This is a genomic window from Anaerostipes hadrus ATCC 29173 = JCM 17467 (assembly GCF_030296915.1).
GTDB lineage: Bacteria > Bacillota > Clostridia > Lachnospirales > Lachnospiraceae > Anaerostipes > Anaerostipes hadrus.
This window is the reverse complement of record NZ_AP028031.1, coordinates 1,313,672-1,327,492: the sequence shown is the minus strand read 5'-3', so window position 1 is coordinate 1,327,492 and position 13,821 is coordinate 1,313,672. Positions and strand designations below refer to the sequence as shown.

Below are 13,821 nucleotides of genomic sequence, written 5' to 3'. Positions count from 1 at the left end.
TCTGCACCCTCTTTCTTACTATATTTTTATTGATTTTTTATCAAATTCATTGTAATCGGATAAACTGTCGCCTGGTTTGTCAATGGATCTCTATTCTGATAATCAAACAATAGGATGGTTTTTGTTTCTTTAAAATCTTCATTTACCGCATGATCGAATTGTTCCATATGGGAAAATTTCCGCATATTCTTTTGTCCAAAATATGCAAGTCGTTCATCTTTTAATAAAATCTCTTCGTTGATATAACGAAGCTCGTCCTTTTGTAATGTATAATCTCCTGCAAAATCCGGACGTTTCTTTACATTTTCACGAAGATATAAGTCATACGTTAACAACTCTTTATATAATACAAGATTCTCTTCTGCTGTAATGGTTTGTATAAATTCATATAAGATTTCAAATCGGGCAATCCGGCTGTGGCTGACCTTGTCATAACCTTTCTCCTCATAAAATCTGGCAAGTGTATCATATAAAGCAAATGCAGTGTCAAATTCTTTTTCCAACAACCGCAAGGTGTTCGAAAACTGGCTGCTATTATAATAAACTTCCACCATTTCTTCCACTTTCTTTAAAACCAGTACATCTTCATAAGGCAGCCATTTTGTATAAAGGACTTCATAAGGCGGTGTATCTTTATAAACAAGCCCATAGTTCTCTTTTTGTTTTTCCATATAAGAACCTTTTAATACTTTTAAAAAGCCTAACTGTAATTGTTCTGGACGTACTTCATAGACATCCTGAAATGACTGTTTAAAACTTTCAAGATCTTCATAGGGCAGTCCTGCGATCAGATCCAAATGTTGATGTATATTATGTCCAGCATTGATCCTTGTTACGATATCTGCAACTTTCTTAAAATCCATTTTCCTGTGAATCTCAGTGATCGTATCGATGTTCGTTGACTGAACGCCAATCTCTAACTGAATCAGTCCCGGACGCATATCAGAGATCAATTCAATTTCATCATCCTTTAAGACATCTGCTGCCACTTCAAAATGGAAATTGGTAATGCCGTTATCATGTTCCTTTATATAACGCCAGATTTCCATTGCATGATCATGTCGACAGTTAAAGGTACGATCGACAAATTTGACCTGTGGCACTTTATGATCTAAGAAAAACTGTAATTCCTTTTTGACAAGAGAAAGATTTCGGAAGCGCAGGCATTTATCGATCGAAGATAAACAATAACTACATGAAAATGGACAGCCCCTGCTTGATTCATAGTAGATGATCTTATGTTCAAAATCTTCAATATGTTCATACACAAATGGAACTTTACTTAAGTCCATCACTGGACGCCATGGTGTTTCTACGATCTCATCTTCATTTCTATAAGTTAGTCCAGGAATCTTGCTAAGATCATCTCTCTTTCCATGATAATGATCAAGCACTTCAAGGAATGTAACTTCTCCTTCCCCTTTCATCACACCCGTTACCTGTGGAAGTCGTCTTAAAACTTCTCTGGAATCATAGGAAACTTCTGGTCCTCCAAGCCAGATTGGAACATCCGGCAGTAGTTTATGGATTTCCCTGATCACGCGTTCTATGTATTCAATATTCCAGATATAACAGGAAAAACAAAGGATATCTGGATGTTTCTGATACAGACTCATCAGGATATCATCCACCTGCTGATTGATCGTATATTCTGCAATCTCGACTTCATCGATATATGGCTTTGCGTAGGCACGAAGGCAGTAAACTGCAAGGTTCGAATGAATGTATTTCGAATTGATCGCTGTTAATATTGTGTGTTTCTTTGTCATATTATTTATCTCGCACTTTCTTTAATTTGTTTCATTCTGAATATCTTTTTGTTTTGTCTTACTCTGAAAATAGATAAACGAATCCGCCGCATCAAGAATATCACTAAATTCATCTCTTGGTGCGATCTCAATATATTTCTTTAATAAATCTTTCTCTTCTTTTTTATATCTTCCATAAAAAATGTCAAACAGATTATGACCCCGCATATAGGTTTTGATCTCTTCCATATGTTCTTTCATATCTTGCGGTGATGTAAAATCACGTCCCATCATCTGTATCAAATGAACTCCACTTTTGATCCTATGCAGATATTCTCTCCATTTATCATATAAAATCTCATAAAAAGCATCTTCAGATTCTATAACTCCAAGTTTTGACATGATCTCTGGATTTAAAAAATAATTTTCAAAAGAATAATATTTTAAGATCAATACATTTTTCCTTGTCACTTTTGGTAAATGATCAACATCCACAAGATTTCTCTCATCATAATATTTACAAAGTTGTCTTCCAAGCATATCTCGATCCTTACCATCACTATCACGGATCATTAAAAAACGATCCTTCATATAAAGCTGATTTATATATTTTAAGTTGGCATACGTCTTGATATTGGTACAGCTGTTTGTTGTCAGGATCGCTACACGATTTAATCTGCCGTCTTCATCATAAATTTCAGAATAATAATGATTTAACAACAATGGCAAACGGTATTTATCTTGTTTTCCTTCTACGATAAAAACAAAATCGACATTCATAAGATCGGAAGCATTATATCCAAGATCGTCTAATATCGAACTAATGTTCGTTTTCTTCTTTGCAACAGAATATGAATCTTCATCCAATATGATCTGACATAATTGTCTACTGCTAAAATTGGCTAATAAGTGTGGAGAATGTGTTGTAAAGATCACCTGATTCTTCTGTGCCAGACGATAAAGGATCTCACTGGCTGTCTTTTGCAGTTGTGGATGCAAAAACATCTCTGGTTCCTCTACCAGAATGATCGATGAAAGACTATTCTCATCCATTACATAAGCTTCCAGAAGAGAAAGCATATAAATACTTTTCATTCCACGCCCCAATCGTTCCACAGAAATTGAAATATCACGTTCTTTGTTATAAGCTTCTGCATTAACTTGAAGCATCTGGTCAACATCATAATTCATAGAGAAAATAATATCCTCAAATCCACCGTTCTTATGGAAGCTTTCATTAATACGTTTCTCAAACTGGTCAATGTTCATCTCATACAATTTATATTCAAATAGCTTTGCAGCCTCAAATGCATTCAGTTCTTTTGGATTCTTCTGATCGATCAGACCGATACACTGAAAACAATGGGTACATGGTTTCACAGGATCAAACATACAGCAGTTTGTACGCATGATCTTAAGCAAACTGTCTTCCTGTAGCATAAAAAGATCATCCTGTATCTGTTTTAAATTACGGTTCGTTCCAATGAAATAAATGGTTGGGAAAATTTCCCGAATATACTTATTATGTTTCTTCTTTCCATCGTAAAACCGCTGTTTGCCTTCTTTATTGGCAATGAATGTAAAGGTGATCTCTTCATTTTTGTAAGATGGAAGTTTACTCTCAAAATCCTTTTTCCAAAGATCGTATTTTTTATACTGGCTCACTATACCATTTTTATGAAAAATATGAAGATCTTCTTCTGTAATGGATAATATAAATCCAATCTCTATATTTTGCATTGTCTCGTTAAAATCATCCAATGAGATTTCATAAGATCCTTCGACTGCACGCAGGGCATGAAGGATGGATGATTTTCCTGTATTATTCTTTCCAACAAGAATCAGAGCATTCTGGATATCTGATATTTCCATATGCCGGATTGATTTAAAATTCTTAATTGATAGATATTTAATTTCCATAAGATGCTCCTTTCTTTTTTATCTTTATTATCTCATTTTTTATATTTAAAATCCAGTCACAAACAGACATATGTTAAGAAATGTTACGATCAGTGCAATCATAAAAAGTATGATCTTTAATCGTTTCGAATTCGCATATTTCCCCATGACTTTCTTTGAGGATGTCAGATAAATCTGAGTAAAGATCGTAATCGGAAGTTGAACTGCCAAAAACATCTGGGAATAGATCAATCCATCGAATGGAGCTTTTATCAGTAAAATAATCAATGTTGCCGGAATCATCGTAATAAGAACTCCTAATTTCGTATCTTTATGATGAATATCATAAGGATGATCATAAATTCCAGAAAAAATCGTTCCGCCGGCCATTCCTGCTGTAATACTTGATGAAATTCCAGCAAGTAATAATGCAAGTGCAAAAATAATTGATGCTGCATTTCCAAGAAGTGGTGTTAACATGGAACCTGCTAAATGAATATCATCAATAGAATGACCATTTCCATGATACAGGGTAGCTGCTGCCATTAAGATCATTGCACTGTTAATTGCCCATCCTATGATCATGGAAAATAAGGTATCTTTAAACTCGTATTTTAACTGCTGTTCTATCACATTTTCATCTTTTAGATTCCATTCTCTGCTCTGAATGACCTCTGAATGTAAAAACAGGTTATGTGGCATCACGACTGCTCCTAGAACACTCATGACAACTGGAAGGGAACCTTTTGGAACTTCTGGCTTTACCCATCCGATCAGTGCCTGTTTCCATTCAATATCTGCAATACAGATTTCAAACAGGAATGAAAACCCGATCAATGATACAAATAAGATGATCAATTTCTCGATTCTGCTATAGGCATTTGTAAACTGACAGATCAACACGATCCCTAAAATGATAAATGTACCAATCTTTACTGGAATATGAAACAGCATTTCTAATGCCATTGCACCACCTAAAAGTTCTGCCATTGCAGTTGCGATCGATGCTGCAACTGCTGTTAATAAAATGATATTCTTAAGACCTTTGTTGATATACAAACTTGTTGCTTCTGATAAACATTTTCCTGTGACGATTCCTAGGTGGGCTGCATTATGCTGTAAGATAATGAGCATGATCGTTGATAATGTGACCATCCATAATAACGTATATCCATAACCGGAACCTGCTGCGATATTACTTGCCCAGTTTCCGGGATCTATAAAACCTACGGTGACTAGTAAACCTGGTCCGACATATCTTAGGAAGTTCATCGTTTCTTTTGTTGATGATTTAAATAATTGCATCATACACGAAATGTTCCTTTCTTTTTATTTTTATTCTAGTTAGTCTTGACTAACTATTATTATACATAGAAGGGGAAAGTTTGCAAGCTTTGTGAAAAATTGATAGAATAAGTCATGTATTATTTTCATTTACTACTACTGAATAGCCGTAAATGGTATGCTAAATAAATAAGAAACAGGTGAATTTTATGAAATCATTACCATATTATGACGATCTGACTGCAAGACAGACGATCAAATTACGTGAACTTATTAAAACACTCCCGCCTTTTGCGAAAGAATTCTTCCGTGCAATTGATTCTACCACACAAGTAAGAACTCGAATTGCTTATGCATATGATCTGAGAGTGTTCTTTCATTTTCTAATCGATGAAAATCCTGCTTACCGTAATTACTCTGTACTGGATTTTAAAGTAAGTGATCTTGATAAGATTGAATCCGTTGATTTGGAAGAATATATGGAATATTTAAAGGTTTACATCTCGGAAGAACAACATAAGCATATGCAGAATACTGAACAAGGTGTTTTTCGTAAGATGTCTGCACTCCGTTCTTTTTACGGATATTTTTACAAACGACAGCTGATTGAGAAAAATCCAACATTGCTTGTTGATATGCCAAAAATCCGTGAGAAGGAAATTATCCGTTTAGAAGCCGATGAAGTTGCTTCTTTGCTTGATTTTGTAGAACACGGTGGTGACCATTTAACTGGGCAGAAACGTGCTTATTATGAAAAGACAAAAGAACGTGATCTTGCGATCATTACACTTCTTCTTGGGACTGGAATCCGTGTATCTGAATTAGTGGGTCTAAACATTGATGATGTTGATTTCCGCAATAACGGTCTTCATCTGATCCGAAAAGGCCGAAAAGAAATGACCGTTTATTTTGGAAATGAAGTTGCAGATGCTTTAGAACAATATATTGAGGGCAGCAGAAAACTCATCATTCCAAAGGAAGGACATGAAGATGCTTTATTTTATTCTATGCAAAGACGAAGAATTGGTGTGCAGGCGGTCCAGAATCTTGTGAAAAAATATGCGAAGGAAGTCACTCCACTAAAGAAGATCACGCCTCATAAACTGCGTAGTACTTATGGTACTGCTCTTTATCAGGAGACCGATGATATTTATCTTGTAGCGGAAGTTCTTGGACACTCTGATGTTAATACGACCCGAAAACATTATGCTGCTATGTCCGATACACGGCGGCGTCAGGCAGCAGGAAAAGTTGTATTGAGAGAATCCGTTTCTCATGATTCTGAGGATTCAAATTCATAAATTTTTAATAAGAAAAAGCAGAGAAATCCAAAATGGACTCTTTCTTAACTTTGGGTATAACGGTTAAAATGCAAGCTGGTATTATTTCAATACCAGCCCCTTGTTTTATAATAGTGCAGAAAGAGAAAAATCTCGATCCCTTGGAAGAAAAGCCAGTTTACATTTTTTCTCCAGATTGACTAATCCACTTCTTCCGTATACAATACGTTTGAGGACTTTGAATTTGTTGTTATATCCTTTTTTTATCCGTGGCTTTGTCAATCTCCTCCAATAATCCTGTATTTTCCAGTCAAACTTACACTTTAACATTTACTCTCGGTATAAAAATGTTACACTCTATCATTGTGCAAATAAGGGATAATACATCAATTCCCCCTTATTATTTGATTCCTTTCGAGGATATTCTGTATATGAACAACTGCCTATTGTAAAATCATTTTCATTTAATTTGCATATTTTTTCTTCTCCACCATCATGATAAGATACTTGTTTTGCATTCTCTACATGAAACAACTCTAATGAATTATCCTTCCAAATATCTGAATTTGGATAATTTCTTATCTCCAACGTATTAGATATCAAGTCTAAGATATACAATTTCTTTTTCCTCACAGGATTCAAATAAATCTTTCCACCATTTTTATCTACGGCTATTTCACAGTAATTATCCCCTTGTGTATAATTGCACTCAATATATTCCAAATCTAACGACTGTACAATTGTTCTGGAATTTTTGTCATAGACAAATAATCCATAAGTGCCACCAAAAATAATCTTTCCTGCATCAACATAATATAATATTGTACCATCCGCTCCTGTATTTTCATTTAGATTAACTGAAGCCGGTTTTATGTCCAATGTTACAAAACCTGTATTTATCTCTTCTTGATTTTTCATTTCCCCTGCTCCTCGTGTCTTAGGAACAGTAAAGAAACAAACTGATACTATCATTCCAAAAAGCATTGTAATAGTAAACAGCACAATTGATGGTTTTTTCCATTGTTTCATGCGAATCACCCTTTTTTTAATTCCAATTTTTCCAAATGCCAGTGGATATACACTGGCACGCCTTTTTACTGCACAACAGTTCAAAAGTGCCAGCAAATAATTTTTTCTTTCCCTCTTATCCATATTCAAAACAGCTTTTTCATCACAGGCATATTCAATATCCCGCCCCAGACAAACATAAGCGACCCAAACCAGCGGATGAAACCAATATATAGATAGAATAAAATAAGCCACTACTTTTAATATATGGTCTTTCCGTTTCAAATGAGCCCGTTCATGGGCTAAAACATAAACAAGTTGTTCCTCATCTATTCCATACGGAATATATATTTTGGGACAAAACACTCCAAAGATATATGGCGAAATCACAAACTCGCTCTCCCATATATTTTCCTTAAAGTATGTAGCAGTTTTTGTTCTATTTGACAAATAAAAACAACTTAAAACAAAGTAAAGAAGCATAGCAAACAGACCGCACACCCAAACTACCGCAAAAAAACGAAGTCTGGAACTATTCAGCATTACTTGTTTTTCTATGCTATCTGCCAAAGCATTGCTAGCATTTAGTTCCGCCTTATCCCCTCTTATCCTGTCTGTGTTGTTCGACTGGTAGATATGCTTTTCTGATTCTCTATTACGCTTTATAAAAGAATTACGTTCTATACGAATATATGCCATATCCTTTTCATCTTTCAAAGTATTTTTTTCAGAATCATTCAATGGCACTTCCATTTGAATTGGAACAAGGCTAATAGTGCTTTCTATGTTATAAGGGCATAAGAGCCTTATTCCTACCAAAAACCACATAAAGCATGCAATCCATTTTGGAGACTTCCAAAACACTATACGCAAGCACAAGATAGCCAATATCATCCAACTGGCATTCATGCCAATTGATAAAATTTTTAAAAAAACACTCTGCATATCTTCCTCCTGTGTTAAATAATCTGAGTACAGGTAAATTTATTCTATCTTTTAATCAATCTTTTTCAATCATCCTTCTTATGTCCTCAATTTCTTTCTCAGACAACTTTTCATGTCTTCCAAATGCAGAAATAAATGCTGGCAGAGAACCTTCAAATGTTTTCTCCACCATATTTACTATTTCTGCCTCCTGTATTTGTTCTTTTGAAACAATGGAAGAAACAATCGTATTTTCATTCTTTATTACTCCCCTCTCAGATAACCTTTTTATTACCGTATACGTTGTTGTACTTTTCCAACCTAATCTTTCTTTGCAAAGTTTTACCAAATTACCACTTTTTATGGGTTCATTTTCCCATAATATAAGGCAAAACTTATATTCACTTTCAAAAACTTTAGGTGTCTCCATCATACTATTCCTTTCTTTATGATATTATAGTTTCTATCAATGACTACTCTATACACTTTTCCAAGTATTCCAATAATTCCTTTGCATCCCCAAGTTTTTCATAAGTACATTCCCGATTGGGCAAAGGTATAAAATACTTTGCATCTTCTCCTTCCAGCGGATACAACCATGACTGATAGTTAATTGATACTTTTTTATAGTCATTACTCTTGCCTCCAGTATAAATCTTATAACACTGTTTGGCAAATTTTATTTCCAATGCCTTTCCTCTTTCCTGCAAAGTTGAAACTTTTTTCTTTAATTTATTCTTCCGCAAAACATGTTCTCCTGTATTGACATAACGCTGTTTTGCCATAAGAATAATTTGTTTTCCCTCCTCTGTATCCGGCGCTATTGTATGCTTTTTACCATCTTTGTAATATATAATATCCTTAACTTTTTCCTTAAAGTAATTTGCTTCTGCATATCCAACAGGTGCATCCTCTTTCTTGTTATGATTCTCTGTAGGTAAAGTGGTGGGAATTGCCGTTGTCGGAACAGCAGTAGAGACAATGGAAGATGGTTTCGTCGTAGAATCTGATGTTTTCTCATTTGAAAACGATGTTTTTTTACTTTCTTCCATATTATTATTTTGATGGTTACACCCTGAGATAAGCACGACCATTATTAGCATAAGATACACTATTTTCTTTGCTTTCATTATAAATAATCTCCTCTCTGTATATTTTTATTAAAATTGCACAAGAAAGCCTTGATTTATCAGCTTTCCTGATACTATTTAAGTTAATTAGTTGATCTAAATATAACCTTATAGATAGTGAATAGGGTATCTTTTTGTACCATTCATAGAAAAATTGATACTAAAAGAAGACGTCTTGGTTTTTCTTATGATTGCCTTCTTTGTCCACCCATTTTTCCTACAGCAACAAACCTCTCATGTCTGACAGGATCATCCATCTGCTACGATTGGAGTCCTAAATTCCTTCGTTCTGTCTATCCATAGCTGGGCTGCCACTTATGCTTTCTAACAGGATCTTTGTCCTATGGAGTGTATCTCCTGTGGCTAAACTGGCTATACTTTTTTCAACTATACAGTTACATCCCTGTTCACAGCACCAATCTCCTTGGCGGACGCTTTCCTGTTTTCAGGTTATTTCTTTCTTGTTACGCTGCCTGTGGCAGTTGTGTTGGACGATGGATATCCTCTATCATTTTTGTTCCATTAAAGACAACACCCTTCGTCATGATCGCAAAGAACACTCGAATCAGCTTACATCCAACGGCTATCATTGCCTGTCGGCCTTTCAACGGATTCTTTATCCGTTTTCTGTAATAATCATAGATCGATCCGAATTCTTGATTGATCCGTATCAATGGTAATACTACTTGATATATGATCTTTCGACCTCGTTTACTGATCGTTGTACGACCTTTGTGTTTTCCAGAACTGTTCTCTACCAGCTCAAATCCAGCATACTTCTGTATCTGTTTCGGGTTCTTAAAGCGACTGATATCCCCGACTTCTGATATAAAACCAGCTACAGTTACTAATCCGATGCCATTCACTGACAGCATCTTATCTGCATTTGGTATCTGCATGGTCAATTCTTCCATCACAGATGTGACCATTTCCAGTTGTTGCTTCTTTACCTTATAATCTTCCAACAACATCTGAATCTCCATGACTGCACCCTGTCCGCCTGGTTTTCCAACACTATCATGCGCAGCATCCACCAGGGTCTTTGCCCTATTCAAACTGGCACCTTTGCCACGCACTTTTTGTTGTCTCCATATCTTTACGATATGATCTGCACCAAGTGCTTTCACCATATCCGGTAATGGTGCTTTCTCTAGGATCATCATTCCTGTTGTCGTATCAAATTTCTTATATACGGTAAGATATTCATAACAACATTCTCCTTTCTACAACTGTGAATTTTATCATTGTGTCAATAACAAAATCCTTTAAACATATACAACTTCCCCACACACCTATAGCAAATTTTATTTATATATAAAATAAGGCATGGAACTCTAATGCATTAGACAATATTACTCTATCACATTAGACCAACACTGTCAATATAAAGATTGTAAAGATTTATAATAACTTAGGATACAAACACACCCCTTCAACTTAACTGCATATAATATTTATATAAAAATAAGACGTTTATCGTTATCTATATTCATTTTTCCTTTCCGATTATAATTATCTACCTCTACTGTCAAAACCAATATTCTCTGAAAACTCACGCATTTTTTCCCCAATAGATTGCAAAAAAACTCTCCAGCATATTCAGCCCATTGATGGTAAACCGCTTCATGAAATCATATGCTTTTTGCAGTTTTTTCTTCAAAGTTTTATTCTCATCCTCCAGTATCATATTTTCCCGCTTCAGCCGCAGCATCTCATCAAACATGGCGGTTCCTCTCTCGCTTGGCTCAACCCGCCGGTATTTCTCATATTGCTGCATAGCCTGCTCCTTCACAAAGTCCGCCTCTGTCTGTACCTCCTCCGCTTTATCAGATTTTCTTTTCTCTAAATTCCGCACCTGTTCTTCAAGGTTTTGTAGTATTTATAGGAATCCTGTGCTTTGTCCTTGTCAATCTGCACTTTCTCCCAACCCTCTTTTGCCTGTTCCGTTTCCTGCCGGATTTTCTTTACTCTCTCCTCATTTTCCTCTAAAATCTGCTGTTGGGATTGCAGGGCTGTCTCGTTGGTTTCCAATATCAAACTCTAGTCTGCTATTATATCTTTCTGACTGGAAATCTCCTGCTCCAGTTCTTCTACTTCTGCTTTCCGCATTTTCTTCTCATATTCGTAAACCGACAAATGCTTTTCATGCGTTCCCTTTTGCAGCCATTCCATTTGGTATCGTTCCATAATCTCTGCAAGACACTGTTTCTCACTCTCCACCCAGCGTTTCCACTCGGTGTCAAACCGCCCCACCCCGACAAATCCCTGTGCCTTCAACGCTCCTTTTAGGGATACTTTGGTGGATAACCCCGCTTATTTCCAGTCGAAAACGGTACATAATCAATATGCAGATGTGGTGTTTCCTCATCCAAGTGCATGATTGCATTAAATACTTTGAGATTGGGATTTCTCTCTGCGAATCCATTCATATATTCTTCCAGTTATAAATGCTAATATAAGAATGTGCAGAAATGATCATTTAAAAATGTACAAAATCACATTATAATAAATTCTCTACGGAGGAATTTATTATGATATATACACCAAAGATTACTAGTGACATTCCTACAGTATCCTCCTCTTTTTCTATCATATCACAATTTTATCAGCTTTTCTCCTTTCAGACATTGCCCATACGAGTACTTTTTCTTATAAATTTTTATAAACCTATTGATTTTATATGATTTGCTCTTTATAATCAAAATGTTTGTAAAAATTAGAGAGGAAAATATTACTATGCTTACTTTTTTAATTGTTTGTCCTGCCGTTTTTCTGGCTGGACTGATTGATGCGATTGGAGGCGGTGGTGGATTGATTTCTCTGCCAATTTATCTGTTGGCAGGATTGCCTCCTCACAGAGCAATTGCTACAAATAAATTAAGTTCTTCCATGGGAACAGCTGCAGCCACAGTACGTTTTGCAAAAATGGGACATATTAATTTTAACATCGCACTAAGTTGTTCTGTTACGGCTATTTTAGGATCATTTTTGGGAGCTTCATTATCTGTTTATACGAATGAACGTATTATTCAGATTTTTATTTTAGTACTACTTCCAATCCTGTTTGTATATCTTTTATTTACAAAGAAAGATTTTGATTCTTTTGTCCTTGAAATTTCTAAATCAACTTATATCGCAAGTATTTTATCTGCTTTTGTGATCGGTATTTATGATGGATTTTATGGACCTGGAACTGGAACATTTTTATTACTTTGCCTGACACGTTTTGCAGGTCTAGATGTATTAACTGCTTCTGGTGTCACGAAATTTATTAATCTTGTTACAAACTTAACAGCATTAGTTACTTTCTTATTTTATGGAAAAGTGTATTTGCTGCTTGGATTTGTTGCTGGTCTGTGTTCTATTCTTGGGAATCTGATCGGTTCTGGAATGCTTACAAAGAATGCTGATAAGGTTTTAAAACCTGCGATTCTCGGTGTTATTTGTATTTTCTTTGTAAGAACGATCACGACATTTTAATTATTTTATATAAAATTTTGTAAATCAACGTTTTTTTAACTGAGGAATAAAATCATTCGCACTTCATTGCTATTTCTTATTAATTATAGTAAAATTGGTATAGTTTGATTCCATAGGAATCGTATTAAAAATGAATAAAAATAAAGGAAGTGCAGAAAATGGAAACTATCGGAAGAAATGATGCATGCTGGTGTGGCAGTGGAAAAAAATATAAAAAATGCCACTGTCAGTTTGATGAGAAATTAAAAGAATTACAGCAGGAAGGACATATCATCCCATCTCACGATATGATCAAAACTCCAGAACAGATTGAGAAGATCAAAGAAAGTGGAAAGATCAATATCGCTGTTTTGGATTATGTTGCAGAGCATATTAAAGCTGGAGTTACAACACAGCAGATTGATGACTGGGTATATGAACAGACAACATCTCGTGGTGCAATCCCTGCTCCATTAAATTATGAGGGATTTCCTAAGAGCGTTTGTACTTCAGTAAATGATCAAGTATGTCACGGAATTCCTTCAGAAGATGTCGTTTTACAAGAAGGTGATATCATCAACGTCGATGTTTCTACGATCTATCATGGATATTTCTCAGATTCTTCTCGTATGTTCTGTATTGGTGAAGTTTCTAAAGAAAAGAAAAAATTAGTTGATGTTACAAAAGAATGTGTTGAGATTGGTCTTAAAAATGTAAAACCTTGGGGACTTCTCGGTGATATGGGACATGCAGTGCATATGCACGCTGTAGAAAATGGTTACACTGTTGTCAAAGAAATCGGTGGGCATGGTGTTGGTCTTCAGTTCCATGAAGATCCTTATGTAAGCTATGTTTCTGAACCTGGTACTGGTATGGTTATGGCTCCAGGTATGATGTTTACGATCGAACCAATGGTTAATATGGGGACCGACGAGTTTTATGTTGATGAAGTTGACGAATGGCAGATCTATACTGATGATGGACAGCCTTCTGCACAGTGGGAAGTTCAGGTTCTTGTAACAGAAGATGGTTATGAACTGATTGCTTATTAATATTCTGATATAAGCCCAAATACTATTTAAAAAATGA

General features: G+C 35.4%; 14 protein-coding genes. 3 read left to right on the top strand and 11 right to left on the bottom strand.

What is annotated here, in order from left to right; all coding sequences use genetic code 11:
- Positions 1-26 precede the first annotated feature (26 nt).
- From QUE18_RS06515 to QUE18_RS06505, 3 genes are read right to left on the bottom strand one after another with little or no spacing between them, the layout of a single operon-like run.
- The gene (locus QUE18_RS06515; protein ID WP_009202865.1) at positions 27-1,769 is read right to left on the bottom strand and encodes a B12-binding domain-containing radical SAM protein; all 1,743 of its coding nucleotides are present in this window, start codon (positions 1,767-1,769) and stop codon (positions 27-29) included.
- A gap of 21 nt (positions 1,770-1,790) precedes the next feature.
- Positions 1,791-3,668, bottom strand: coding sequence for an ATP-dependent nuclease (locus QUE18_RS06510; RefSeq protein ID WP_009202864.1), 1,878 nt, complete (start codon positions 3,666-3,668; stop codon positions 1,791-1,793).
- Between the two features lie 45 nt (positions 3,669-3,713).
- Entirely contained in the window at positions 3,714-4,955 is a 1,242-nt protein-coding gene (locus tag QUE18_RS06505; protein ID WP_009202863.1) for an Nramp family divalent metal transporter, read from the bottom strand.
- A 185-nt stretch (positions 4,956-5,140) separates the two neighbouring features.
- On the opposite strand from QUE18_RS06505, the gene QUE18_RS06500 reads away from it, so the two are divergent.
- A complete protein-coding gene (locus QUE18_RS06500; RefSeq protein WP_008390757.1) occupies positions 5,141-6,232 on the top strand; it encodes a tyrosine-type recombinase/integrase in 1,092 nt (363 codons plus the stop codon).
- A gap of 339 nt (positions 6,233-6,571) precedes the next feature.
- Here the strand turns inward: QUE18_RS06500 and QUE18_RS06495 are convergent, their stop codons facing one another.
- The 8 genes from QUE18_RS06495 to QUE18_RS06460 all read right to left on the bottom strand — a co-directional run bounded on the left by QUE18_RS06495 (position 6,572) and on the right by QUE18_RS06460 (position 11,702).
- Positions 6,572-8,164, bottom strand: coding sequence for a M56 family metallopeptidase (locus QUE18_RS06495; RefSeq protein ID WP_008390752.1), 1,593 nt, complete (start codon positions 8,162-8,164; stop codon positions 6,572-6,574).
- 55 nt (positions 8,165-8,219) lie between these two features.
- Complete coding sequence (locus QUE18_RS06490; RefSeq protein ID WP_008390751.1) at positions 8,220-8,576, bottom strand: BlaI/MecI/CopY family transcriptional regulator; 357 nt, start codon at positions 8,574-8,576, stop codon at positions 8,220-8,222.
- A gap of 40 nt (positions 8,577-8,616) precedes the next feature.
- Entirely contained in the window at positions 8,617-9,273 is a 657-nt protein-coding gene (locus QUE18_RS06485; protein WP_008390750.1) for a hypothetical protein, read from the bottom strand.
- A gap of 464 nt (positions 9,274-9,737) precedes the next feature.
- On the bottom strand, positions 9,738-10,436 hold the full coding sequence (locus QUE18_RS06480; protein WP_242852683.1) for a transposase: 699 nt from the start codon (positions 10,434-10,436) through the stop codon (positions 9,738-9,740).
- 389 nt (positions 10,437-10,825) lie between these two features.
- A complete protein-coding gene (locus tag QUE18_RS06475) occupies positions 10,826-11,050 on the bottom strand; it encodes a hypothetical protein (protein WP_022091552.1) in 225 nt (74 codons plus the stop codon).
- A 65-nt stretch (positions 11,051-11,115) separates the two neighbouring features.
- Positions 11,116-11,310 carry a hypothetical protein gene (locus QUE18_RS06470; protein ID WP_009265839.1) on the bottom strand — a complete coding sequence of 65 codons (195 nt, stop codon included), beginning with the start codon at positions 11,308-11,310 and terminating at the stop codon, positions 11,116-11,118.
- Positions 11,311-11,313: 3 nt separating this feature from the next.
- Entirely contained in the window at positions 11,314-11,493 is a 180-nt protein-coding gene (locus QUE18_RS06465; protein WP_226797262.1) for a hypothetical protein, read from the bottom strand.
- Between the two features lie 65 nt (positions 11,494-11,558).
- Complete coding sequence (locus QUE18_RS06460; RefSeq protein ID WP_008390745.1) at positions 11,559-11,702, bottom strand: plasmid recombination protein; 144 nt, start codon at positions 11,700-11,702, stop codon at positions 11,559-11,561.
- 307 nt (positions 11,703-12,009) lie between these two features.
- On the opposite strand from QUE18_RS06460, the gene QUE18_RS06455 reads away from it, so the two are divergent.
- On the top strand, positions 12,010-12,753 hold the full coding sequence (locus tag QUE18_RS06455) for a sulfite exporter TauE/SafE family protein (RefSeq protein WP_009265840.1): 744 nt from the start codon (positions 12,010-12,012) through the stop codon (positions 12,751-12,753).
- A gap of 158 nt (positions 12,754-12,911) precedes the next feature.
- Positions 12,912-13,784, top strand: coding sequence for a methionyl aminopeptidase (locus tag QUE18_RS06450; RefSeq protein WP_008390743.1), 873 nt, complete (start codon positions 12,912-12,914; stop codon positions 13,782-13,784).
- The last annotated feature ends 37 nt before the right edge of the window (positions 13,785-13,821 follow it).

Coding starts and splice junctions, on each gene's coding strand:
- QUE18_RS06480 (WP_242852683.1), bottom strand. CDS start 10,436: ATGATGATCCTAGAGAAAGCACCATTACCGGATATGGTGAAAGCACTT.
- QUE18_RS06500 (WP_008390757.1), top strand. CDS start 5,141: ATGAAATCATTACCATATTATGACGATCTGACTGCAAGACAGACGATC.
- QUE18_RS06485 (WP_008390750.1), bottom strand. CDS start 9,273: ATGAAAGCAAAGAAAATAGTGTATCTTATGCTAATAATGGTCGTGCTT.
- QUE18_RS06515 (WP_009202865.1), bottom strand. CDS start 1,769: ATGACAAAGAAACACACAATATTAACAGCGATCAATTCGAAATACATT.
- QUE18_RS06510 (WP_009202864.1), bottom strand. CDS start 3,668: ATGGAAATTAAATATCTATCAATTAAGAATTTTAAATCAATCCGGCAT.
- QUE18_RS06450 (WP_008390743.1), top strand. CDS start 12,912: ATGGAAACTATCGGAAGAAATGATGCATGCTGGTGTGGCAGTGGAAAA.
- QUE18_RS06490 (WP_008390751.1), bottom strand. CDS start 8,576: ATGATGGAGACACCTAAAGTTTTTGAAAGTGAATATAAGTTTTGCCTT.
- QUE18_RS06495 (WP_008390752.1), bottom strand. CDS start 8,164: ATGCAGAGTGTTTTTTTAAAAATTTTATCAATTGGCATGAATGCCAGT.
- QUE18_RS06460 (WP_008390745.1), bottom strand. CDS start 11,702: ATGAATGGATTCGCAGAGAGAAATCCCAATCTCAAAGTATTTAATGCA.
- QUE18_RS06455 (WP_009265840.1), top strand. CDS start 12,010: ATGCTTACTTTTTTAATTGTTTGTCCTGCCGTTTTTCTGGCTGGACTG.
- QUE18_RS06475 (WP_022091552.1), bottom strand. CDS start 11,050: ATGCAGCAATATGAGAAATACCGGCGGGTTGAGCCAAGCGAGAGAGGA.
- QUE18_RS06505 (WP_009202863.1), bottom strand. CDS start 4,955: ATGATGCAATTATTTAAATCATCAACAAAAGAAACGATGAACTTCCTA.